The 24,761-nt window shown below is 35.3% G+C and carries 25 protein-coding genes and 1 pseudogene; 15 read left to right on the top strand and 11 right to left on the bottom strand.

Annotated elements, in window-relative coordinates:
- Nucleotides 1-43: 43 nt before the first annotated feature.
- From MZO21_RS01510 to MZO21_RS01500, 3 genes are all read left to right on the top strand, one after another.
- Nucleotides 44-253, top strand: a complete 210-nt coding sequence (locus tag MZO21_RS01510; RefSeq protein WP_248102923.1) for a hypothetical protein — start codon at nt 44-46, stop codon at nt 251-253.
- Nucleotides 254-378: 125 nt separating this feature from the next.
- Entirely contained in the window at nt 379-1,167 is a 789-nt protein-coding gene (gene aroE, locus MZO21_RS01505) for a shikimate dehydrogenase (RefSeq protein WP_248102920.1), read from the top strand.
- A gap of 443 nt (nt 1,168-1,610) precedes the next feature.
- Complete coding sequence (locus MZO21_RS01500) at nt 1,611-3,434, top strand: acyl-CoA dehydrogenase C-terminal domain-containing protein (RefSeq protein WP_248102917.1); 1,824 nt, start codon at nt 1,611-1,613, stop codon at nt 3,432-3,434.
- A 662-nt stretch (nt 3,435-4,096) separates the two neighbouring features.
- Here the strand turns inward: MZO21_RS01500 and hemW are convergent.
- On the bottom strand, nt 4,097-5,251 hold the full coding sequence (gene hemW, locus MZO21_RS01495) for a radical SAM family heme chaperone HemW (protein ID WP_248102914.1): 1,155 nt from the start codon (nt 5,249-5,251) through the stop codon (nt 4,097-4,099).
- Between the two features lie 118 nt (nt 5,252-5,369).
- Between hemW and MZO21_RS01490 the strand changes: the two genes are divergently transcribed.
- The 4 genes from MZO21_RS01490 to MZO21_RS01475 all read left to right on the top strand — a co-directional run bounded on the left by MZO21_RS01490 (nt 5,370) and on the right by MZO21_RS01475 (nt 9,035).
- Nucleotides 5,370-5,831 (top strand): DMT family transporter, encoded by a 462-nt coding sequence (locus MZO21_RS01490; protein WP_248102911.1) that lies wholly within the window; start codon nt 5,370-5,372, stop codon nt 5,829-5,831.
- Nucleotides 5,832-5,918: 87 nt separating this feature from the next.
- Nucleotides 5,919-7,220 (top strand): MATE family efflux transporter, encoded by a 1,302-nt coding sequence (locus tag MZO21_RS01485; RefSeq protein WP_248102936.1) that lies wholly within the window; start codon nt 5,919-5,921, stop codon nt 7,218-7,220.
- Nucleotides 7,221-7,386: 166 nt separating this feature from the next.
- Complete coding sequence (locus MZO21_RS01480; RefSeq protein WP_248102908.1) at nt 7,387-8,685, top strand: ABC1 kinase family protein; 1,299 nt, start codon at nt 7,387-7,389, stop codon at nt 8,683-8,685.
- A 101-nt stretch (nt 8,686-8,786) separates the two neighbouring features.
- Nucleotides 8,787-9,035 (top strand): type B 50S ribosomal protein L31, encoded by a 249-nt coding sequence (locus tag MZO21_RS01475; RefSeq protein ID WP_248102905.1) that lies wholly within the window; start codon nt 8,787-8,789, stop codon nt 9,033-9,035.
- A gap of 114 nt (nt 9,036-9,149) precedes the next feature.
- On the opposite strand, the gene crcB is transcribed toward MZO21_RS01475, so the two are convergent.
- On the bottom strand, nt 9,150-9,530 hold the full coding sequence (gene crcB / locus MZO21_RS01470) for a fluoride efflux transporter CrcB (RefSeq protein ID WP_248102902.1): 381 nt from the start codon (nt 9,528-9,530) through the stop codon (nt 9,150-9,152).
- A 158-nt stretch (nt 9,531-9,688) separates the two neighbouring features.
- Between crcB and MZO21_RS01465 the strand changes: the two genes are divergently transcribed.
- Entirely contained in the window at nt 9,689-10,021 is a 333-nt protein-coding gene (locus MZO21_RS01465; protein ID WP_248102899.1) for a HopJ type III effector protein, read from the top strand.
- Between the two features lie 77 nt (nt 10,022-10,098).
- Here the strand turns inward: MZO21_RS01465 and MZO21_RS01460 are convergent, their stop codons facing one another.
- Complete coding sequence (locus tag MZO21_RS01460) at nt 10,099-10,629, bottom strand: hypothetical protein (protein WP_432612605.1); 531 nt, start codon at nt 10,627-10,629, stop codon at nt 10,099-10,101.
- Nucleotides 10,630-10,816: 187 nt separating this feature from the next.
- A complete protein-coding gene (locus MZO21_RS01455) occupies nt 10,817-11,284 on the bottom strand; it encodes a Holliday junction resolvase-like protein (RefSeq protein ID WP_154771820.1) in 468 nt (155 codons plus the stop codon).
- Between the two features lie 133 nt (nt 11,285-11,417).
- Between MZO21_RS01455 and MZO21_RS01450 the strand changes: the two genes are divergently transcribed.
- From MZO21_RS01450 to MZO21_RS01425, 6 genes are all read left to right on the top strand, one after another.
- On the top strand, nt 11,418-12,062 hold the full coding sequence (locus MZO21_RS01450; RefSeq protein WP_248102893.1) for a ParA family protein: 645 nt from the start codon (nt 11,418-11,420) through the stop codon (nt 12,060-12,062).
- 129 nt (nt 12,063-12,191) lie between these two features.
- A complete protein-coding gene (locus MZO21_RS01445; protein WP_248102890.1) occupies nt 12,192-13,346 on the top strand; it encodes an AI-2E family transporter in 1,155 nt (384 codons plus the stop codon).
- A gap of 106 nt (nt 13,347-13,452) precedes the next feature.
- Nucleotides 13,453-13,998 carry a superoxide dismutase [Cu-Zn] SodC gene (gene sodC / locus MZO21_RS01440; protein ID WP_248102887.1) on the top strand — a complete coding sequence of 182 codons (546 nt, stop codon included), beginning with the start codon at nt 13,453-13,455 and terminating at the stop codon, nt 13,996-13,998.
- Between the two features lie 184 nt (nt 13,999-14,182).
- Nucleotides 14,183-16,333 (top strand): YccS family putative transporter, encoded by a 2,151-nt coding sequence (gene yccS, locus MZO21_RS01435; RefSeq protein WP_248102883.1) that lies wholly within the window; start codon nt 14,183-14,185, stop codon nt 16,331-16,333.
- A gap of 47 nt (nt 16,334-16,380) precedes the next feature.
- Nucleotides 16,381-16,866 (top strand): hypothetical protein, encoded by a 486-nt coding sequence (locus MZO21_RS01430; protein ID WP_248102880.1) that lies wholly within the window; start codon nt 16,381-16,383, stop codon nt 16,864-16,866.
- Nucleotides 16,867-16,990: 124 nt separating this feature from the next.
- The gene (locus tag MZO21_RS01425) at nt 16,991-17,290 is read left to right on the top strand and encodes a DUF3817 domain-containing protein (RefSeq protein ID WP_248102877.1); all 300 of its coding nucleotides are present in this window, start codon (nt 16,991-16,993) and stop codon (nt 17,288-17,290) included.
- Between the two features lie 83 nt (nt 17,291-17,373).
- On the opposite strand, the gene MZO21_RS01420 is transcribed toward MZO21_RS01425, so the two are convergent.
- The 7 genes and pseudogenes from MZO21_RS01420 to MZO21_RS01390 all read right to left on the bottom strand — a co-directional run bounded on the left by MZO21_RS01420 (nt 17,374) and on the right by MZO21_RS01390 (nt 23,128).
- Entirely contained in the window at nt 17,374-18,603 is a 1,230-nt protein-coding gene (locus tag MZO21_RS01420; protein WP_248102874.1) for an MFS transporter, read from the bottom strand.
- A gap of 242 nt (nt 18,604-18,845) precedes the next feature.
- Complete coding sequence (locus tag MZO21_RS01415; RefSeq protein ID WP_348983669.1) at nt 18,846-19,124, bottom strand: hypothetical protein; 279 nt, start codon at nt 19,122-19,124, stop codon at nt 18,846-18,848.
- Between the two features lie 78 nt (nt 19,125-19,202).
- Nucleotides 19,203-19,613 (bottom strand): annotated as a pseudogene (locus tag MZO21_RS01410) (transposase family protein); the annotation flags it as partial.
- A 37-nt stretch (nt 19,614-19,650) separates the two neighbouring features.
- On the bottom strand, nt 19,651-20,055 hold the full coding sequence (locus MZO21_RS01405) for a transposase family protein (protein WP_152872730.1): 405 nt from the start codon (nt 20,053-20,055) through the stop codon (nt 19,651-19,653).
- 72 nt (nt 20,056-20,127) lie between these two features.
- Nucleotides 20,128-21,147 carry an AbiH family protein gene (locus tag MZO21_RS01400; RefSeq protein ID WP_248101302.1) on the bottom strand — a complete coding sequence of 340 codons (1,020 nt, stop codon included), beginning with the start codon at nt 21,145-21,147 and terminating at the stop codon, nt 20,128-20,130.
- Nucleotides 21,148-21,240: 93 nt separating this feature from the next.
- Nucleotides 21,241-21,609 (bottom strand): hypothetical protein, encoded by a 369-nt coding sequence (locus MZO21_RS01395; protein WP_248101318.1) that lies wholly within the window; start codon nt 21,607-21,609, stop codon nt 21,241-21,243.
- A 109-nt stretch (nt 21,610-21,718) separates the two neighbouring features.
- Nucleotides 21,719-23,128: an FAD-binding oxidoreductase gene (locus MZO21_RS01390; RefSeq protein WP_248101298.1), complete on the bottom strand. Its 1,410-nt coding sequence runs from the start codon at nt 23,126-23,128 to the stop codon at nt 21,719-21,721.
- 359 nt (nt 23,129-23,487) lie between these two features.
- Here MZO21_RS01390 and serA point away from each other — a divergent pair, with 359 nt between their 5' ends.
- Nucleotides 23,488-24,720: a phosphoglycerate dehydrogenase gene (gene serA, locus MZO21_RS01385; protein ID WP_248101295.1), complete on the top strand. Its 1,233-nt coding sequence runs from the start codon at nt 23,488-23,490 to the stop codon at nt 24,718-24,720.
- The last annotated feature ends 41 nt before the right edge of the window (nt 24,721-24,761 follow it).

The raw sequence follows: 24,761 nt of genomic DNA, 5'->3' as shown, positions 1-24,761 counted from the left end.
CTTGGATGGCAAGTTACATCTAAGTTATCAAAGGAAATACACTGTGAATATAACAATCAATAAAAATACAATTTCATTCCTTGGAATGTCTGCGCTATTAATCTGTTCATTCATCATTACTTTGTCATTTGACAGCAATTTATCAGATGGTCTTTCTATTACTGTCAGCGTACTTTCAGCTATTTCTTTATTCTGTATTGCTGCTGTTATGTTGTTCGAAGCTATCTTGGATATTTGCAATCCAAGTCAATAATTTAGCTCTATTCTAATGATATTAAACCTATAAAAATCTGTGATAAATTGCATTGTTTTTCCGACTTTTTACTTCTTCCATTTTCACGTATATTGATTGCCATTTCAGCACAAGGATAATGCACAGTGAGCAAACAATTTGCAGTGATTGGTAATCCAATTGAACAATCACGTTCTCCAGAACTTCATCATGCTTTTGCAGAAAAAACTGGCATTTCACTTAACTACACTAAACGCCTAGCACCATTAGATGGCTTTGAAGCCAATATCAATGAGTTTTTTGATTCTGGCGGTATAGGCATGAATGTCACTGTTCCTTTTAAAGAACAGGCCTTTACACAATGTGCTGTCATCACAGAGCGTGCCAAAATTGCGAAAGCCGTAAATACACTTTGGATGCAAGACGGCAAACTTCATGGCGATAATACTGATGGTCAAGGTTTAGTCGATGCGATTCATGCGCTAGATTGGAATTTAAAAAATACTGAAATTTTAATTATTGGTGCAGGTGGTGCAACGCGCGGTGTGATTTATCCACTTGTAAAAGCAGGTGTGAAAAAAATTGTGATTGCAAACCGAACTTTAGCGCGTGCAGAACAACTTGTAGCTGACTTAAAAAATGCCGTTCCTGAAGCACAACTTCAAGCGATTGCATTGACAGATTTAGCAGGTGATTTTGATATTGCAATTAATGCGACATCTGCAAGTTTAAGCGGTGATGCCCTACTCCTACCTGAAACACTTCAATTTAAACATGCTTATGAAATGGCTTATGGCAAACCATCTTCATTTTTAGACCAAGCAAAAGAACGTGGCGTACCCACTTCAGAAGGTTTTGGCATGCTGATTGGACAAGCAATTGAAGCTTTTTCAATTTGGAATGGCGTAAAACCTGACTTAAAAGACTTTATCTAAAAATCATTTAAAAATTAAACATAAAAAAGAATCTCTATTGAGGTTCTTTTTTTATATTCGCACCTAAAAATAAATTAGATTTTAAATATCGGTAAATTATTTAGCATATACAATTCAGGCTGACACCATTAAGTCAAATTACAAATTATGACTTTTGCGCCCGACATAATTCATGCTGAACAATCCTGCATAAAATTAGATATATAAAATTCTATTTTCCTAGAAAACCATCTATTCTTTGTTGTTTGCTCATTGTAATATTGAATTAAATGATGCATAAATAAGGTAGAAAAACAGGATAGTTTTTTCCTATACCATCGACCAAATTAGCTTTTCTGACATTTTTAATAGCTTCAATAATCAATGTAATTTTACTGTAGATGTGAATAATCAAAACATCGACTTAGATAATCCAAAACAATTTATATATTAGGATTAAACATATGCCAGCGTATAAAGCACCTTTACACGACATTCGCTTTTTAATGAATGAAGTTTTTGACTTTTCGTCACATTACAAAACACTTTCCAACGGTGAATATGCAGATTCCGAAACTGTAAATATGATTTTGGAAGGCGCAGCAGATTTCTGTGAAAATGTTCTATCTCCTTTAAATCAATCTGGCGATGAAGAAGGTTGTCATTTTGAAAATGGTGAAGTAAAAACACCAAAAGGCTTTAAAGAAGCATATGACCAATTTGTACAAGGTGGATGGCAAGGTTTATCTTACCCTGAAGAATTCGGTGGTCAAAACTTACCGCAATCTTTAAATTTAATTAAATCTGAAATGATGGGTACGGCAAACTGGTCGTTCCAAATGTATCCTGGTTTAAGTGTTGGCTGTATCAACACCATTATGCAATTTGGTACAGATGAGCAAAAAAATACCTATTTACCTCATTTAGTTGCGGGCACTTGGGCGGGCACAATGTGCTTAACAGAGCCTCATTGCGGTACAGATCTAGGACAAGTTAAAACTAAAGCTGAAGCTAATGCAGATGGTACTTATGCTATTTCAGGTACAAAAATCTTTATTTCTGCCGGCGAACACGACCTAACAGAAAACATTATTCATATTGTTCTCGCACGTCTTCCTGATGCGCCTGCTGGTACAAAAGGTATTTCATTATTTATTGTACCTAAATTCTTACCAAGTACAGATGGTGGCATTGGCGAACGCAATCCTGTGACTTGTGGTTCTTTAGAACACAAAATGGGGATTCGTGCTTCTGCAACCGCTGTTCTTAACTTTGATGGCGCAACAGGTTACTTAATTGGCGAGCCTAATAAAGGTTTACATGCAATGTTCACATTCATGAACACTGCACGTATTGGTACAGCTATTCAAGGCGTTGCACATGCAGAACTTGCATTCCAAGGTGCTTTACCTTATGCCAAAGACCGTATGTCTATGCGCGCACTTTCAGGTAAAAAAGACCCTGAAAAAGTAGCAGATGCAATTATTCATCATGCAGATGTTCGTCGTATGTTACTTACTCAAAAAGCCATTGCCGAAGGCGGTCGTTCAATGATTTATTATGCTGCACAGCTTGCAGATAAAATGAACGATGCTTTACTTCGTGGCGATGAGGCTGCATTCAAAGAACACGATGAGCATTTAGGTTTCTATACACCAATTTTAAAAGGTTTCTTAACTGAATTAGGTTTTGAAGCTGCGAACCATGGCATGCAAGTTTATGGCGGTCATGGCTATATTAAAGAATGGGGTATGGAACAAATTGTTCGTGATTCTCGTATTTCTACGCTTTATGAAGGGACAACGGGTATTCAAGCTTTAGACTTAATTGGTCGTAAAGTTTTACTCTCTTCTAAAGGTAAGGTAATTCGTGATTACACAGCAGAAATTTTAAAATTCTGTGGTCAACATGCAACAAACAAATACATGCGTCGTTTTGCATGGGATTTAACAAAACTTTGCGCTCAATGGAATGCCTTAACTGTTCGTTTGATGCTTGCTGCACGTAAAGATCGTGATGCTGTATCTTCGGCTTCTGTAGATTTCTTAATGTTCTCTGGCTATGTGATGATGGCTTATTTCTGGGCTCAACAGGCTGCAGCAGCTTCTGAAAAACTTGCAGATGGCAATGGTGCAGAAGTTCCTGAATTCTATAAAGCAAAAATTAAAGTTGCAGATTTCTACTTCGAACGTTTATTACCACGTACGCAAGGTCATGCAGAATCTATGATTAATCCATCAAAAACACTGACTTCTCTTGCACCTGAACATTTTAGTTTCGATTATTAATTTATAAGTTCGTAAAAAAGACCGCTTAAGCGGTCTTTTTTGTGATTAATACCAATAAATATTAATTTGCAACTATATGTTCTTGAATAAGGAATATGGATGAATAATATTAATTAAGCTTTCCATACACTCTTCAAGTCGCAGAATTTCAGATGTACAAAAATCACTTTGTAAAAAATCTATAATCACAAAAACATCTGAGTTGTTTACCACATTATTTATTGAGTGATAAATCGTTTCTTTCCTAATATAAAAAATCTCTAAATGTTTATTCAATTTTTCATTTTGCTTACTTCTATTAAGAAACAATAAAGACCTATGAGCCTTTGTTGATAATTCCTTAAATTTAATAAGTTTTAACTCAAGCTCACTTTTACTCTTGGAGTTTTCATATCTAATGCTTCTATTGACTACTAACAACTCCAATAAATCTTTAACAGCATCTTTGGCTTCACTGGCTATAATTTCTTTTTCTTTTGTCTATGCCATAAAAAATATGCTGTAAATAATAGAGCTACTGCAAGTGTAGTTTGAAAAAATTTATAAATTAACTCCCAATCCCAAGTACATACTTCAGACATATTTTTCTTATCCTTTAAAATCCCAACCCCATTACAATCACCTCATTCATTTCAAATAAGAGGTGATTTTTATATTAAAAATCACAAAAACTCTTCCAACACCGAATTTAAAAACACATGTCCTTGTTCTGTACATGAAATGCAGTTTTCGTCATCTACCATCAATTTACGCTTACGTAATGATGCTAATAATTCAGACAAATCATCCAAACTATAGCCAGTACGCTCGGCATAAAGTTTCGCATCCACCCCATGATTCAACCGAAGTGCATTCATCATAAATTCAAAAGGCATGTCTTCTTTTTCAATTCGCTTATATTGCAAATTTTCTGCAGGAACTTTAGCTAAATAATCTTTCGGCAAGCGTGTTTTTTGAAAACGATACACACCATCTTTTTGCGTGACTTTACCGTGTGCACCCGCACCAATTGCTAAATAATCGCCAAACTTCCAGTAATTTAAATTATGTGCAGAAGGCTTTTCTTTGCGCCAAGCCGAAACTTCATAATTAACAAAACCTTGTGCTTTTAAATACGTCTCACCCCGTTCTTGAATACCTTCCAAAACATCATCTACAGGTAAAATGGGCTGTGTTCTAAAGAAAACTGTATTCGGTTCAATCGTCAGTTGATACCAAGACACATGCGTTGCGCCACTTTCAACGGCAAGCTGTAAATCTAACAAGGCTTGTTCTAAAGTTTGTTCAGGCAAGCCATGCATTAAGTCTACATTTACCCGCTCAAAACCTGCTTCTTTTGCATTTTTAATTGCAGAAATTGCATCATCATTTGAGTGAATACGACCTAATTTCTGCAAATGGTCTGTATTGAAGCTTTGTACGCCAATCGAAAGTCTGTTAATTCCTGCACTTAAATAACCTGCAAAAGGATCATGCTCGACTGTTCCAGGGTTTGCTTCTAAAGTAATTTCGCAACCATCTTCAAAAGGCAGTAATGCTTTTAATTCTGTAAATAACCAGTCATAACCCTTTGCAGAAATGAGCGATGGCGTGCCACCACCAATAAATACACTGTGAATTTTACGTCCTTGGGCAAAGTCTATTTGAGTTTTAAAATCTGCAACCAACGCTTGTAAATATTCTTGTTCTAAATCTAAAGACAGTTTCCCATCGGGAACTGCATGCGAATTAAAGTCGCAGTATGGGCATTTACGCACACACCAAGGCATATGAATATATAAAGACAACGGTACATTTGCAGGATTTAACTCAGACAAGGAAATCACTCAAGAATAAAACTTTGCAAATTTTAACATGAGAGATTCTATTGCTCATGAAATATATTGGTATTTACTTTAAACTGATGAAAATTACACAAAAAATAGACAGATCAAAATGATAAAAATATCAAGTCAGCTTATGTTGTTACTACCACTTGCAATGGGTATTGGTATTGCCTTGACCTTTCAAACCGCAATTAATACCCAACTTCGCGATTATGTACAATCTCCTTTACAAGCTGCCCTTTTCTCATTTTTGATTGGTACAATACTGCTTTGCTTTTTAGTGTTTGTTCAAAATTCAACGAAACCAAATTTTGGCGATATTATCGCTATGCCTTGGTATTTATGGTTTGGCGGATGTCTAGGTGTTTATGCAATTAGCATGAGCCTTTTTGCCGCACCTAAATTGGGTTTGCTTACACTTTCAGGCTTAATTATTTTTGGTCAAATCTTAACATCTATGATTTTTGATCAATTTGGTTTATTCGGTGTCGAAAAAACACCAATTAACTGGCAACGCTTTTTAGGTGGTGTAGTGATTTTCATTGGTGTGCTTCTCACTTTACAACGCTAATTTTTAAGTACTAAGCACCAATTTAAGAGTTTTTTAGTGTCTAAAGTTATAAGTACAGGTTACGAGTTAAAACAACTATTTAAATTAATGATCCCCATTTTGATCACTCAATTTGCCCAAGCAGGTTTTGGTCTAATTGATACCATTATGGCAGGACATCTTTCTGCAAATGATTTGGCTGCTATTGCTGTTGGTGTAGGTTTATGGATTCCCATCATGCTACTTTTTAGCGGCATTATGATTGCAACTACGCCTTTAGTTGCTGAAGCTCAAGGTGCGCGTACGCCTGAAAAAATTGCTACTATTGCCCGTCAATCTTTATGGGTTGCGCTTATTTTAGGAATTATTGCAGGCTTAATTTTACAGACTATGCCTTTTTTACTTCCGTTATTTGGCGTACCTGAAGCATTATTACCCAAAGCAAGTTTGTTCTTACATGCTATTGGTTTAGGAATGCCTGCGGTAACTATGTATGCAGCTTTACGCGGTTATTCAGAGGCTTTAGGTCATCCTCGCCCTGTAACCGTAATTAGCTTAGTTGCACTTGTTGTACTTATTCCGTTAAACCTTATATTTATGTATGGCTTAGGACCTATTCCTGCTTTAGGCTCGGCAGGTTGTGGGTTTGCTACATCTATTTTGCAATGGTTAATGTTCTTTGCATTAGCACTTTATATTTTCAAAGCACAGGCTTACCAAAAATCTCAACCTTTTGCCTTTTTCGAAAAAGTAGATTGGTATTGGGTTAAACGAATTATGGCTCTCGGTTTCCCTATTGGTTTAGCTATTTTCTTTGAAGTAAGTATTTTCAGCACTGCCGCAATTGTACTCAGTCCATTAGGAGAAGTAACCGTTGCAGCACATCAAATTGCTATTTCTATTACTTCACAATTATTTATGATTCCAATGTCACTGGCGATTGCGCTGACCATTCGTATTGGCACCTATTATGGTGAAAAAAATCTACTCGCAATGCGTAGAGTTCAATTATTAGGGTTAGCAACAGGCACCGTACTTGCGCTTGTTTCTATGATCTTACTTTGGTTTTTCCGTTCTGAGATTGTGTCATTTTACACAAGTGATTATGACGTAACGCATATTGCTGTTTTTCTTGTGCTATTTGCGATTGCTTACCAACTAATGGATTCTTGGCAAGTGAGTGCCGCAGGCTGTTTGCGTGGCATGCAAGATACCAAAGGTCCTATGTGGATTACCATGCTTGCCTATTGGGTTATTGCATTCCCGGTAGGTATTTACTTAGCACGCTTCACTGAAATGGGTGCAGCAGGTGTATGGATTGGTCTTATTGTTGGATTAAGCGTTGCCTGTGTTTTATTGTTAAGTAGGTTGTATTTCAACAATAAACGACTTGCTCAAAAGTTTTCTTAAATTTAATAATGCTTCAATTAAAGCCGAACATTGTTTCGGCTTTATTTTATTCTTCTACTAAAAGATTCATAAATTCTCCATCATCTTAACAAAATACAGTAGGCAATTTGCTGTTCTACACTTATTATCAAAGTCATCATATAAAAATGATCTGAAGGAAAATCGAATGGCTAAATCGGCTAGCACGCCCGGTCGTCGCTTTATGAAGCTTGCAAGTATGACTGCAAGTATTGCGACTAAAACTGTATCCAACTCGATTAAAAATCTCACCGCAGATGAAGATCAAAAGAATGCATCTAGAAGCCAAATGTTCCAAGAAATTGGAATTCAAATTGCCGACACTTTAGGGGAAATGAAAGGTGCGGTCATGAAAGTTGGTCAAATTGCATCTCAATATAAAGATATTTTCCCACCCGAAGTTGCACGTGCTATTTCAAAATTACAAAGACAAGCACCAGCTATGCCTTTTGCCGAAATTAAAGCGCAAATAGAAAAAGAACTAGGAAAACCACTCAATCAAATTTTTAAAAGCTTCGATGAAACACCTTTTGCCGCAGCTTCAATTGGACAAGTTCATAAAGCAACTTTGCCAAATGGAGAGCAAGTTGTTGTAAAAGTACAATATCCAGGTGTAGATGAAGCTTGTGAAAGTGACTTAAAACAAGTTCGTTTGGCACTTCGTTTAATGGGTGTTTTGAAAATTGACCGTAAACTTCAAGATCAATTATTTAAAGAAATTCAAGAAAGTTTAGATAACGAACTAAACTATCAAATTGAAGCACAAAACTTAGAAGTTGCCCGAATTTTCCATGAGTCTTTAGACAGTAAAATTATTATTCCACGTGTATTCAAAGACTTTTCATCTCGACATATTCTCACTTTAAGTTTGGAACAAGGTGAAAATATTGAAACCGCAAGTACTTGGTCACAAGAAACGCGCAATGAATTAGGACGCCGCTTATTCAAAGCCATTGGACAAGAAATTTTCTATTTAAAACGTTTCCACTGCGATCCTCACCCGGGCAACTTCGCATTTAGAGAAGATGGTTCGGTTATTGTTTATGACTACGGCGGTGTAAAAACACTTTCTACAGAGGTCATTGGTCACTTTAAAGAATTGGTTAATGCTGCACGTGAAAGTAATCTTAATGAAATAGAACAAAGGTTAGATGATCTTCATTCTTTAACCGAACTTGGAAAATTCCCAGAAAATTTATACCAAGAATGGCTTGAAGTATTAATGCGCCCACTGACAACACAATATGATTTTGCGGAAAATTCTGCGCATCATGATGGTGTGGAATTAGTAAAACGTTCTTTAAAATATTGGGATGTATTTAAACCGTCTCCAGATACTTTAATGGTGAACCGTACCATTTCAGGTCAGTATTGGAATCTTATTCACTTAAAAGTGAATGATAATTTAACTGACGTGTTTGATGAGCTAGTGCCTCCACGCCGTTAATTTAAAGATATAAATATCTTTACAATTTGCAACGCATATTTATTTGCCGCACAAAATGTTATATTATAACATTTCAATTATAAAGTAATGGCAGAGAATTTATGCGTCCAGATATCCATCCAGAATATAGAGAAGTTCTTTTTCACGATACAAATGCAAATGCATTTTTTGTAATTGGCAGTACTTTGCAAACATCTCAAACAAAAGAGCATGAAGGTAAAACCTATCCTTATGTCACTTTAGATATTTCAAGTGCATCTCATCCATTTTATACAGGTGAACAACGTCAAACTTCAAATGAAGGACGTGTTGCAAGCTTCAATAAACGTTTTGCTCGTTTCAAACGCTAACAAGCTGTTCAGATAATTTTAAGAAAACAAAGATAAAGTACTTCCATTCCCCAGCCTAAGTAATACTCCAGTACTTAGGCTTTTTTTATTTATTGATTGATCTTTATAGTCTTATTATTTACTTTCTAGAATAAATTGAAATATATAGAAACCTATCGCAAGTACAATCACACCCAAAATTAAGCTACTTAACGCATAGGCCAAAGCAAGTGGAAATTGCCCTTGTTTAATGAGCTGAAAGGTTTCTAAACCAAAACTTGAGAATGTGGTGAATCCACCTAAAATGCCCACCATTAAAAGTAAGCGTGCTTCATTTTGTAAAATTAAAAACTTCTGACTAAATGCAAAAAATACACCCGCAAGAAAACAACCAATCAAATTGACTGACCACGTTGTCCATGGAAATAGCCCCATAGGTTTTGCAAACCATACACCTGCGCCATAACGAAGAGTTGCACCAATAGCACCACCAAGCGCGACCAACAACCAATTCATGAAAAATCCAGTTTATGTTGCATGTTAAATGCTACGTACAATGACTTATTATTTGAATTTATTTATAACATTAAAACTAAATTTGAATGATTAAATTTAGTGAAAAAATTGCTATAGTCGGCACAGTTTCAAAATGTTTTTAAAGGATAAAGAGAAAAATGGCACAAGAATTATTGGCGCAACTTAATGCAAGTACCGCAAAATTTTCTGATGTAATTGCATTTATTGAAGCACGTTATACGCATACACCAACTGCGTTTAAAAATGGTGCTCAAGCCAATGTGGCTACAGAAAACCAAGGTAGCGCTAAAGTATTTTCTTTTGCTCAAATAAACAGTTTAAACCAAGAACAAACCTTAAGTTTGTTTGCAGAACATTATGCTTCTGTACTTGCAACACCTGAAGCAACAGATCACCAAAATATTCGTCAATTTATGATTCATGGCTGGGATGGCGTATCTTTTGAAGGTAGAGCTTTAATAGCAAAATAATTGAAAATTAAATAATAAAAACCGCTTAAAAATAAGCGGTTTTTTTTGTTTTAAAACAAACTTATTAATATTGATGATTAAGCTTTTTCAATCCACTGAATTGAACTTACACGGAAAACTTCACATGCACCATCACCTGTATCTGTAGGACTTAAAGATGATGTCCATACCAAATCTTTATCTTTAATTTCAACCAATTCACCTTTTAAACGCACTAAATCGCCACGTTTAACTTGCTTAATTTCTTTAGCAATTTCGGGGTTCGCAGGAATAATGTGCATATTCGACACCATTTGTACTGCTAACTCTTTAGGAACTGGAATTTTATCCATTTTCCAATTTAAAAAGCGGTCGTATTGCCTTACGTAAATTTGGCTCGCAATTTCAGGATGTGCAAACAGTCCCCAACTCACCGCATAATCGATTGGTGAAAACTTTGCTTGTTCATCGTCTGTATAAATTTTTGAACCTAAAATGCGAAAGTCACCTTTAAAATCTTTAAGTGGTGCAATAGATTGCGTACTTTCTACAGGTTCTAAACCTTTGGCGATGTTATATGCCGTAGATGCATGGGTTGTCATTTGTAGCATTGAGCCTACAAGCAACATACTCAACAATAAACGTTTCATTATAAACACCTCACCGTTTTCATTTTTACAACACAATATGAACTTCTTAAACATGTTCATTTTATTGTCTTTAAATTTATAGCATTTTCATCTTAAACCTACATTAAGAAGAAATTTTATATTTTTCGTAACAATAAGAATCTTTCGTCTATTTTTAATGATGAATCTAATCTTGAAAATCTATGCGAATAGTTTCAAAGCGCACACGTCCATCTTTAATAGCTTGTTCAATTGCCTGCTGACCTTTGGTTAATCTTGCACCGCCACTTTTAATATCAATAAGTACCACTTCTATATCTTCGGCAGAACCATCACCATCTCGAAAATCTGTATATCCATCAAAAATGACATAATCTACAGGATCGCCTAAAAATTTTGCATCGCTTGGTAAGTATTGAAACTCTGGCATAATAGGTGCAAGTTGCTCTGCCATCTTGCCTTTTAAAACTGCACGACTTGTATTTACACTGCGTTTTTGAGCATGAATTAATGCTTGCTGATGTTCCAATTCTAGTTCGGCAATATATTGTTCATATTCAGCCTTAATACGTCCATTGCGTGAACCGCTTAAAATAAGTGTTGTTAGCACAATACCAATACACGCACCAATCAACATTGCCATCCATATGGACATCGTACCTTCCTAAATTTTTTAATAAACAAATAAGTAACACAGCATACGACTTTTGTGTTGTGTCATATTTCAGTCAAAAAACAATGATATGCTAGCTGCGAGCAGAATTATATCTTTCTTTATTAGTTGGGTTATGAAAACGATACTTGTTGCAAATCAAAAAGGCGGCTGTGGGAAAACACTTACAGCGATTAGTTTAGCATCTGCTTTAGCACAAAAGGGTTACCGTGTTGCACTTGCCGATGCGGACAATCAAAAATCCTCAATGCACTGGCTCAAACAACGCCCTCAAACTGCTGCGCCTATTGCAAGCCTAGATTGGCGACATGAAAAATCGATTGGTGATGCACCTAAAAATATCGAATATTTAATTATTGATGCGCCCGGTGCACTTTCAGGCGAACATGCTGAACAACTTGTAAGTGAAGCACATGCCATTATTACGCCCTTACAACCCTCTTTCTTTGATATAGACAGTACTCGTCGTTTCTTAAAGCATTTGCAAGATATTAAGCGAATTAGAAAAGGAAAAGTTCAAATTCTATTACTTGCAAACCGCGTAAAACCTAACGGTATTAATTCTAAAGAGATGCAGGATTTTTTTTCCAAAGTAGAACAAGCACCTGTTGCTTGGATTTCAGAACGTAGCGCTTATGGTCAACTGGCTATGCAAGGTTTAAGTATTTTTGATAAAACCCAAAAGAACTTTGTCGAAATTCAAAAGCAATGGCAACCCGTGCTACAAGCCGTTATTGAAGACCCAAGCGAGTGGTTTTAAACTGAAGTAGAAATCACTTGAGTTAAACCAAACATACATATAAAAAGTTATTCACCATTACTTACTAAGCATTCATTTGCGGATGATTTTTTTTGAGTTAATATGGCTTATGAATTAAGGAATAACTCAGTGAATTCAGTACAAAAATACGCACCAACAATACAAAAATTTTTGTTATTTGGTCTTTTTTTCATTCTGCTTTATTTAGGCTTTGATGTTCTAAAATACTTCATTGTGCCTGTTCTTTGGGCGGCAATTATTGCTTATATGACATGGCCACTCTATCAAAAAATTCTTAATTTTTGTGGTAAAAAAAGACCAACTTTAAGTGCAACCATCATGATTCTTTTGGTGGTGCTCGTTATTGGTGTTCCTGTTATTTGTGCAATATTCCTATTACAACATGAAGGTCGAAACCTCTATTTCTCTCTTCAAAAGCAAGTATTTTCTGGGCATTTAAATGTGCCAGATTTTATTCGTGAACTTCCTGTCGTTGGCAAAGAAATTTCTCGTACGCTTAATGACATTAATCAAGACCCGAATAGCATTATTCAAAATATTTCAGCTTGGATTCAGGGGCATTTAAATTATGGTAAAGCTGTACTGAATGAAGTCAGTAAAAATATTTTCAAACTTTGTTTTGCTGTAATGTCTTTATTCTTTTTTTACAGAGATGGTCAAACCATTTTAAACCAAGTGCGTAAAGCATTTGAAAAAGTCGTGGGGCCGCAAATTCACCACTATATTTCTACAATTTCAGATACAACTCGTGCTGTTGTTTATGGTGTTGGTTTAACTGCTGTTGCTCAAGCACTTTTAGCAGGTATTAGTTACTTTGTTGCAGGCGTGCCTAACCCAATGGTACTTACCATTGTGACCTTCTTATTTGCACTTATTCCTTTCGGCCCTCCTATTGCCTACACATCTATTTCTTTATGGTTGTTCTCGCAAGGACAAACTATTGAAGCAATTGGCGTAATGGCATGGGGTGTTTGTGTGGTTAGTACCGCAGATAACGTGATTCGTCCTTTAGTTATTTCAGGTGCAACACAAATTCCATTCTTACTTATTATGTTTGGTGTATTAGGTGGTTTAGCAAGTTTTGGTATGGTTGGCTTATTTATTGGTCCTGTAATACTTGCGGTATTGCTAGCAATTTGGCGTGAATGGTTACACGAAGCGCAGCCTGAACCTATTCTTATGCCTAAAGGCACTTTGGTTTATGACTTAGAAGATGAGTTGCAAAACTCTACTCAAGATCATATCGATACACAAAAAAAATAAGTGAAAAGTGTTATACATTAAAGCACTTAAATATCCACAAATTCTCCCTATTCCTTTGTTTGAATAAAAAAACGATATCATCAAAATCATCAAAGGAATAGAGTGCATGTCATCTATGTTTAAACTGAGCCTACTGGCTTTGACAGGCTCATTTTTATTTACAGGCTGTGTTTCTACGCCATCTCAAATTGAAAATAAAAAAACAGTTACCATAAATGCGGTCTCTGCAAATGGCATTGATGCCAAAATCGGTTCTATTGAATTACAAGATAGTGCTGCTGGCTTAGTCATTAAAACTAATTTAAACAACCTTCCATCTGGTCCACACGGTTTCCATATTCATGAAAATGGCTCATGTGAACCTGCTGAAAAAGATGGAAAGCTTGGTGCGGCACTTAGCGCAGGTGGTCATTACAATCCGCTTAAAGTAGGAAATCACGGCAATCCACTTACAGGGCATATGGGTGATTTACCATTATTAAATGTAGAAAATGACGGAACTGCAAAAGTATCACTTCTTGCGCCTCGTTTAAAACTTCAGGATATTCAAGGTTTAGCCGTAATGATTCATGCAGGTAGTGATAATTATTCTGACGATCCTAAACCATTAGGTGGTGGAGGTGATCGTATTGCTTGTGGCGTTATACAATAAAACTGTGGATAAAATTTAACTTATACACATTATAATATTGATGGGAAAAGTGGAATGTTTAAGCTACTTTTCCCTTTTTACATTTCAATCCCCCTCTACTTATTTAACCTATTTTAAATTGACAGCTCACTCAAAAAAGTTCAGTGTAAAATTCACTCTAAAAAACAGCTCAAATAACACAAACGTGAATAGCTTTAGTCTGTGGTTTCAATCATTTAAATCGAATGCAATTTTGGTGTATTGCCTACAAATTTGTATTGTTTTAAGTGGTACAACGCTTGGTCTTTTTTACTTGGGTTATCAGGAATTTATTGTACCTGTTACCCTTGGCGCAATTGCAACTGCACTTACAGACTTCGATGATCGTTTAAGTATTCGCTTACGTAATTTACTTTATGTCTGTGTTTTATTTTTTAGCGTAAGTAGTATTTTAGATTTTTTGCATCCTTATAAATTCTTTTTCATTTTATTTTTATCACTTTCTAGCGCTGTTCTTATTTTATTAAGTGCCTTAGGACAGCGTTATGCTGCCATCACTTTTGGTACTATTTTACTGTCTATTTACACCATGTTTGGCTTGGGTGAATATTCAGAATGGTATTTTCAACCAACCTGTTTTGTATTGGGTGCTTTATGGTATGGACTTACCGCTATTGCGTTTTATCTCATAAAACCGACACTTGCTGTACAAGATAATTTAAGCAAAAACTTCGAAAAAATAGCCGAATTACTTTTTGCAAAAGCTAAACTTTTTGACCCAGACAATACGGAAAATGTTGAGCAATTACTGTATGAACTTTCACTCAAAAATAGTGAAGTTGTACAAGCGCTGAATAAAACAAAAGCATCATTACTTACTCGTTTAAAAGCTTCTCGCGCAAATCACAATACAATTTATTGGCTCAATTTATATTTCTTAGCGCAAGATATTCATGAACAAGCAAGCTCGAATTATTTGCATTATGAACATATTCACAAGAATTTTAGCCGTACAGATTTAATTTTCCGTATTCAAAAAAATATTCGTTTGCATGCCATTAGTTGCCAAGAACTTGCACAATGTATTTTGCACAATACAACCTATGAGCCAAGCTTCGAGCGTATACAAGCCCTGTACTATTTAAAAAGTTCTATGCAAGATTGGATTCAAAACAATCCACAAAATATAGATGTTAAAAATTTACAGCTCATACAAACCAATTTAGAAAACTTTTTAGAGCGTTTTACAGGGCTTAAAAATTTACAAGCGCAACAAGAAACTCGCTATCAACAACATGTAGATAATTTAAATTTACTAGATGATGATATACATGACCTACAAGATTTATGGCTCAAACTAAAACAACATTTAACGCCTCAATCTGCACTATTTCGTCACGCTGTACGCATTGCCTTTGTTTTTGCTGTGGGATATTCCATTTCACTTTTACCTTTTGCAAAAAATGGATATTGGATTTTATTAACCAGTTTATTTGTTTGCCAAATGCGTTACTTTGCCACCAAAAGTCGCTTAAAAATGCGAACTTTGGGCACGCTTTTAGGCGTTCTTATTGGCATTCCAATTTTGTATTTTGTACCCAGTATTGAAGGACAATTACTTTTAACTATTATTTTTGGCGTGTGCTTTTTCTATTTAAGTGCCAAAAAATATGCCATGGCAACGCTTATGGCGACCTTAATGGTTTTACTAATTTTCAACTTAAAAGGTGCAGGCTACGCCATTATTTTACCGCGTATTATAGACACGCTTATTGGCTGTTTTATTGCGTGGTTTGCAGTAAGTACAATTTGGCCAGATTGGGATTTTCGCAATATTTCCAACACCATTAAAAAAAGTAGCAAAGCCACTTTTGATTATTTAAATGCTGTGGTAGAACAATATCGCTTTGGAAAAAATAATAGTATTGAATATCGAAAAGCACGGCGTTCTGCACATAATGCACAAACTGAACTTTCCACCATGATTTCAAGTTTGAGTACAGAACCCAATCCTAACCCTGAACTTATTCATCATGCATTTCGCTATTTGGTTTATAGCCACAGCCAACTGAGTTATGTGTCTGCTTTAGGTAGTCATAGAGAATATGTTAAAGATGAACAGATTCTAAATTTAATGCAGTGGACACAAAATACGCTAGAAGCTGTTTTACTAAATCAGCAAGATATTCCTGAACAGAATATTCAGCTTAAATTAAATGAAATTTCACAACTCAATAGCCAAGCAGATTTATCTGATGATTTACTGTTGGTTTTAAAACAAATAAGCTTGTTGCTCGAAACTTTACCCGAATTACTAAAATTGAAAAATAAGTTACTCAAACTAGAGATTAAATAATGCGAATTTCACCTGTTTTAATATTTATATTCTGTCTTAAATCGCTCATGTTTAGCCAACAAACTTTTGCAGTTACAGAAAATGAACTTCAAAAAATTATTGAATGTAAATCAGATTATGATACTTATGAAGAAGTTTGGGATAATCATAAAACAATTTTAAAAAAATTAGGGTGGACAGATACATCTGATCCTGACAGCATTACTATTTACACTTATGAGCATATAAAACCAATAGAAATATTTAATAAATCAACTCAAAAAATAGGTATCCTTGGCGGTGGCATAGTCGCATATTTCCCTAAAGAAGAAACACAGCCATTATCTCAATTGTTGAATATTTCTAACGACCCAAAACTTGAAAGCACACAATTCTTTGTAGGTGAAAAACTTATAAATTCTCAAAAAGAAACTAAATACAAAATCACTGTACACAAAAAAATAATTATGATTGGTTTAGACGATATTGCTATTGGTTGTAATTTTCAATTTGATCATGATGAAGTAGAAAAAAGAGCTAGATTTGAACAATAGAATTTCAAATTAAAGGGAATGATATTTCCCTTTAAGTATTTCAAGATTTTCTTGTATTTATCGTTCAACATTTCATCTTTCTACTATACACTCCAAGTTCATTCTCATTGACTTAATAGTGACCATGAATATTAAAACTTTACGTTTTGTGGGTTTATTGGAAGGTCTTTCCTTCTTGCTTCTTCTTTTCATTGCTATGCCAGTGAAATATATGTTGGGTAATCCAATTCTTGTAAAATACGTTGGTATGGGGCACGGCGTACTCTTTGTTGCTTTTCTTGCAGTGTTATTCATTGTGTGTGAAAAGCAAAAATGGTCTATTAAAATGTTCATTTTAGGCTTAGTTGCATCTATTTTGCCTTTTGGGCCTTTTGTTTTCGATAAAAAATTGAAAAAACTAGAGCAACCAGAAAGTCAGGCTTAATTTAAAAGCTTAAAAAAAACCTCCAAATTTGGAGGTTTTTTTATTCTAAGATTTATAAATTGAATAATTTAAAATTGAACAACTTAAAACTGTCCATTTTCAACACGATCTTGCATTACTTTTTTCAAATGAGTGCGTGGCAATGTAAACCAAAAAGCAATGAATGCTAAACAGATTAAGCTGTACGCCCAAATATGGAAGCTTTCGTACAACACACGACCAAGCTCTAAAAATATAAAGAAACTCAGCATCATTAATACAGATACCGCAGCAGCTACAGTTCCTTTAGATACTTCAGATGACATTAATGCAAAACGATAAAGTACTGAAAAACTAATACCTTCACCAAAGCTAATAAGCGTCATACCCAAAATTAAGCTATGGATAAAGTATTCTTGCCAAATTGCACCAAGCACTAAAATTATTGCGCCTGCAAGCATCAACGGTAAGCCCATAAGCACAGTTTTACCTAAGGCAAATTTATCTATAATTTTAAGTAGAACTAAGTTCCCTGCAATTAAACCGCCCAATACAGGAAATTGTGCAAGTCCGTACTGCATACTGCTTAAGCCCATATATTCCACAAGCATTACAGGTGAAAGTGCAATCCATAACATAAGTGGCATACTCACAAGCGGTAAAGCCAATGTGAGCGCAACAAAGCATTTGTTTTTAAAGACTTGTTTAAAGTCATCTATAATATAGCTGAATGGCTTTTTGGTTCTGCTGACTTTTACATCTGGCATTTTGGCTTTTAAACCAAACCAACTTACCAATGTGATGGCTGCAATACCAATAAAGCCCCAATGCCAAGACACATGATCAATCATAAATGCGCCAAGTACAGGGCCTAAAAGTGGTGCAAGTAAAGATACATTTGCCATAAGCGCCATGACTTTAATGGCATCTCGTTCATCGAAAGTTTCTTGTATGGCTGCATAGCCCACCGCGGTAATAACCGATAAGCCAAAACCTTGTAAAAAGCGCAGTGCTAAAAAGCTTTCGATATTTTTGGTTAATAAGATAAGTAAACAAGTTATAGCGAAAAATAGTACGCCACCAAGCAATACTTTTTTGCGTCCTAAACGGTCTGAAAGTGGCCCGAGTAGCCATGCAACAAATGCCCCACCCAATAGGTAAAATGACATGGATGATGGTGCCCACGCACTGCTTACGCCAAAGTCTTTGGTAATGGCAAGCATGGCAGGTTGGACTAAGTCGTTGCCGATATAGACTGAAAATTCAAAAAGCACCAATGCCAAAGGAAACATAAACGTGGCACGGTTTAGTTTTACGGTTTGTATATTTTGCATTTATTTCTACGTGTGGTTATTGGCTTGTCTGGACCACATCTATTTTCAGGGAGATAAGCTTCCGCCCAATGACAAACACTGTATATTGGTTTTAAGTTTTGGGTTGTTGCCTATTTTTAGGCTTAGATTAACATCGTATTCACGAGATGTTTATTTCGTTGGTTTTTGCTGTGAGATTTTGCTCATGCCAATACACCTTGGGATGAGTAGGTGTATTGTAGCAGAGCGAAATTTTGTTGTCTTTATACCGTTTGTTTAGGAATGGTTTCCACTAATTTAACTTCAGGATTTTTTTCAAAAATAAGCCATTTATTTTTCATCCACTTTTCAACTTTGTCTTTTTTCAAAATATCTAATAGGTTGTTTAGCAGAATAAACTTTGCATTATCATCAAAATAATAAACTATCACTCTAACCCCAATATCTCTTTCATCATTTAATTTAAAAATTTCTTTTATATATTCTTGATCAGATTGATCTAATGAGTGCCCCCAAATTATAAACTTCGTACCTTTTCCCATTGCACTAGGCTTTGAGCCTAATATCCTTTTCTTTACTTGAGAACAATCATCTAAAAATAAGTAATCAGTAGACTTCCTTCATAAATCATTTTTCAACCAATTTAATTGTTTATCTTTCACCCAATCTAAATTGTATATGCCAGCAAGTAAATTAAACCGCAGGTTTAATCGTTTACGACGATTTCTATATACACAAGATAAAATCTTAAAACATTTCATCCTTCCAAATACATGCTCTACTTGAATTCGTCTACGACCAATCTCTTTATTTAACTTTTTTAATTCAGAATCTAGTTTTTCAGTTTTCTTTGCTTTAGATGGCATGAGGCATCCAAAACCCAATTTCTTTATCCCTAAATACCCCTTATCAACGATAAAAAAGGGCTTAAATTTTAATTTCCTCATGCTTTTTTTAAATATTTTAAAATCATGCATGCTTCCATGACTTCCACATACACTCAGTATTTCACCTGTTGTATAGTGCATAGATAGCTGAAATTTAAAGGTATGTCGCTTTTTTTTACCGCTATACCATTTCTTCTGTTTTTTTTGGACGTTGAACTAATATTTCAGTTGCATCAATCACAACAACTTCCCAATCCACTTCATCTCGATTAGGAAGTTGTTTTGGCAAGTTAAATTTTCCAGAACGGATTAAGGTATCTTCAATAACGCGTGTGATACGAATTGCACTCGTTTCAGATACACCGTAACTCATACCAAGATGGAAAAATGTTCGATATTCTCTCCAATATTCTATACATAAGAGCAAACGATCTTCCAACGGTAATTTATGTGGTCGTCCTTTACCAATATGACAAGGTAACTCCTTATTTAGCTCGGCCAACATGAGGTTAAATGTAGCCCAACTAACACCGGTAAGCCTACGAAACTTAACGTCTGATAATTTTTGAATATCTTTGAATTTCATCCAAGGATTATCCCTTGGATTAAATAATTTTGCTGATTAATTTAAGATCAAATAAATTGTACGTTTTTTGATTTATGACGGAAGTCTAGTATCTTTAAATAGCTTTTGATGATATTTCGTAAAACCATAAGCTTTCAGTTTTCTTAATGATTCATCTTCTAAATCTGAAACACCTAAAACAATATTTTGTTCTTCTCCAAAACGCCCATGCAAAAACTCTGCTTTGACTTTACTCTCATAGAGTTTTCGAAAGGTATTTGTATAATTGAATGAAAAAATATGATCAGGTTGCACCCAGTCTTTAGATTCAATTTTAAATTGTGTATTAGGTTCTAGTTTATCTACGATCAGTTCTAAATATAAATTAAATATCTGAATAAATTCATCTAACTGTTTTTGTATAATTCTTAAAAATTCATTTGGATTAAATTCATTTTCACTACTTTTACCATAACAAAATTTTGCGTTAATACTTAGGCTTGTAGGGGTCATCACATACTTATCGTTTATTTTTACCCGACCGCTATATTCATTAAACAAATCAAAAAAGCTTAACACCTTTATCTCTTTCGAACTTACAACCTCAGCCAACCCTGATAACTCATTATGATCAACTTCAGCCAAATTTATTTTTGTAATACATTGCGCAAGAACCACTAATAAATCTTCAATCTTTGTTTCAAAATCAATCCAAGTATCAATTTCTTTAATGTGGTTTTTAAAATACTCATACCAACTATTCTTTTTTAATTTACTTTGAATATCAAAAATCTGATTAAATTCTAAAAAAATCTTTGATGTATCATAATGTTGCTTTGTATTTACAATAAATATTTTATCTTGAGATTTTGTGAATTTAGAAAAAAGTGCATCAAAATTCATTTGATAAGATTGGTTATCAAATACTTTATAAACCATATAAGCTTTGATCATTCCATTTAGAAGGTTATTAGAGGGATAATAATAAGCATTACTGACTGGTTTTGTTATATCTTTTTTCTCAATAGCCTGCATAACCAACATAAAGTGCTCATACTTCGTCGGTAAATAATGCGACAAATCGAAACCATTTCCGATAATTAAAATATTCATTGTTTTTATATTTCCCCAAATAAAAAAGCGCATCAATCGATACGCTTTTTATGAGGTCTGCACATTAAATTTCAATCATTTTTTAATCAAATATTAAGAACAAAGTGCCGTTTGGAAAGTCTTGGTATTTTTACCACGTGCACACTTAAACTCTTCTTTCTTATTTACAACTTTCCAGTCTTTATCCTGTAATTTAAAACTATAAGTCGTACGAATTGCACTCACAGAATCATCCATTAAACCTGCTTGCAATACCATTACTTGCGCCACATTTGGCGATTCCACACGGTTAAACACCTGACGAATTTCAACTGTATTTAACTCAGTTTTTAAATCTGGATGAGCTTTTAAAACTTGCTCAAGCGGTGTATGAGAAATCCCCACTTTAGAAACCAAATCTTTAGTTGTTGCACAACCTGCCAAAAGCCCCACACATGTTGCCATTACGAATAATTTTTTCATCATTTTTTAATACTCAATATAAAAAAGGCATAACACAATAATGCTATGCCTTTTAAAATTACACGATAGTTACTCTGTAACTAAGTATAAATTCCGAAATTCAAACCTATTAAAGGTCGAATAACTTACCAGGGTTCATAATACCGTTCGGGTCAAAAACTTGTTTCAACGCTTTCATGTATTCAATTTCTTCTGCTGTACGTGTGTATTCTAAGTATGGCTTTTTCGTCATACCAACACCGTGTTCCGCAGAAATAGAACCGTCATATTTTTTCACAGTATCAAACACATATTTATTTACCACCTGACATTTTGCAAAGAATTCGTCTTTGCTTAAGTTTTCAGGTTTTAAAATATTTAAGTGCAAGTTACCGTCGCCAATATGACCAAACCAGCAAATTTCAAAGTCTGGATAATTTTCAGACACAATTGCATCAATTTCTTTAATAAACGCAGGAACGTGCGTAATTAACACAGAAATGTCATTTTTGTATGGTGTAAATGGTGAAATAGATTCTGAAATATCTTCACGTAAACGCCATAAGCTTTCTACTTGATCTAAGCTTTGGCTCATTACACCATCAAGTACCCAACCTTCTTCCATGCAATGCTCAAAAATTTCCATTGAAGCATCCATAATTGGTTCATACGGCGCTTCAAATTCTAGCAATACATAAAATGGACATTCTGTTTCAAACGGACGTTGAACATGACCATGATCAAGTACTTTTTGCATCGCAAGCTCACCAAAGAACTCAAATGCAGTTAAGTCAATTTTCTTTTGGAATGCATGAAGTACAGGCATAATTGCGTCAAAATCTGGAACGCCCAATACCATCACTTGTAAATCGTGTGGTTGACGTTCAAGTTTAATTTCAGCTTCTGTTACTAAACCTAAAGTTCCTTCACCACCAATAAATAAGTGTTGAAGCGCATAACCTGTTGCGTTTTTAATCATGCCTTTGTTTAAACGAAGGATGTCGCCTTTACCCGTAACAACGGTTAAACCTAAAACCCAGTTACGTGTCATGCCGTATTTAATTACTTTAATACCGCCAGCATTTGTACCAATGTTACCGCCAATTTGCGATGAACCCGCAGATGCAAAATCTACTGGGTAGTACATGCCCTGTTCTTCTGCGTAGTTTTGAAGTTGTTCAGTCACCACACCTGCTTGAACACGAACCATACGGTCTGCTGGGAAAAATTCAAGAATTTGGTTCATTTTGTCCATGCTAACAACAATTTCACCATTAGCAGCTACAGCACCCGCAGATAAACCAGTACGACCACCGCTTGGTGTAACCGCAACATTAAATTGGTTCGCAAGTTTTACAATTTCTTGAACTTGTTCAGTGGTGGATGGAAAAACGATAACCGATGGATTTGGATCGAAGTGCTTAGTATGGTCACGTCCCCAATTTTGGAGGCTATCCGCATCTGTTTTAATGCGGTTTTCACCAACAATTGCAGTTAATTGGGTCAATAACTCTGGGGTTAAAGCGACTGGAGCGTTCATCGTTTTCAGACCTTGCAAGAAGTAAACAAGTAGTTAGGGCTTAAGAATACTGTTTTTAAACAATATTTTTCATGTTCAAATGCACGTTTCTTAGACCACTCATGAATATAAAACCAACACTGAATATGCGTGGTAATTTCACGAGGCAGTATTATAAGCCATTTTTATTAAATCCCGCAGAAAATCGTATTTTTCGAATGTCACCTTTGAAATTACACAGTTAATTAGACCAATTTCGACAAACCTTGTCACATATTTTAGAAAAATACCTATCTTCAAAGCCATAAAGGAAATGTATATAGGCTTATTTCCTATGCTATTATATCGCCACTAAATTTGGCCTTTGTAGCGGAGCCGTAATGAGCCAACATCTTTCTTTGCCTAAAGATAAAATTCGTTTCTTGTTGTTAGAAGGCGTTCACCAAAACGCAGTCGACACTTTAAATGCTGCTGGATACACCAATATCGATTATCGTAAAACTGCGCTTGAAGGTGAAGCGCTGAAAGAAGCGATAAAAGATGCTCACTTCATTGGTATTCGTTCTCGTACTCAACTTACTGAAGAAGTATTCGAAGCTGCGAACAAGCTTATTGCTGTTGGTTGTTTCTGTATTGGTACGAACCAAGTGAACTTAGATGCAGCAATGCGTCGTGGTATTCCTGTATTTAACGCACCGTATTCAAACACTCGTTCAGTTGCTGAACTTGTTCTTGCTGAAGCGATTCTCCTTCTTCGTCGTGTACCTGAAAAATCTACAGATACACATGCAGGCGGTTGGAACAAATCTGCTGTAGGTTCGTATGAAACACGTGGTAAGACATTAGGTATCGTTGGTTACGGCTCTATCGGTTCTCAACTTTCTGTACTTGCAGAAAGCTTGGGTATGAAAGTGATCTACTTCGACACAGTGACTAAATTACCTTTAGGTAATGCACGTCAAGTTGGTAGCCTAGATGAGCTATTGGCAAATGCTGATGTTGTATCTCTTCATGTTCCTGATGTTCCGTCTACACGTAACTTCATGACAAAAGAAAAATTTGCACAAATGAAAGAAGGTGCAATCTTCATCAATGCTGCACGTGGTACATGTGTTGTAATTGAAGACTTGGCTGATGCGCTTAAATCGGGTCATATTGCAGGTGCTGCGGTTGACGTATTCCCGAAAGAGCCAAAAGCGAACGGTGAAGAATTCATTTCTCCACTTCGTAACATTCCAAACGTAATTTTGACTCCGCACGTAGGTGGTTCTACTATCGAAGCGCAAGCAAACATTGGTTTAGAAGTTGGTGAGAAATTTGTTGCTTACTCAGATAAAGGTATGACTTTATCTGCTGTGAACTTCCCAGAAATCGCGCTTCCATTGACTGAAGGTAAACATCGTTTACTTCACATTCATAAAAACATTCCTGGCGTTCTTTCTAAAATAAACAACTTGTTTGCTGAACACGGCATCAACATCTCTGGTCAATCTTTAATGACTAAAGGTGACGTTGGTTACCTAGTAATGGACGTAGATGCTACTGCATCTCAAGAAGCACTAGATACGCTTCACGAAGTTGAAGGTACAATTCGCGTACGTGTATTGTTCTAATATTCGTTTATATTAAAAACCACAGCATTCGTGCTGTGGTT

This window comes from Acinetobacter portensis, from assembly GCF_023158935.1.
Taxonomy (GTDB): Bacteria; Pseudomonadota; Gammaproteobacteria; order Pseudomonadales; family Moraxellaceae; genus Acinetobacter; species Acinetobacter faecalis.
The sequence above is the reverse complement of the archived record's forward strand: the minus strand, read 5'-3'. Positions and strand labels throughout refer to the sequence as shown.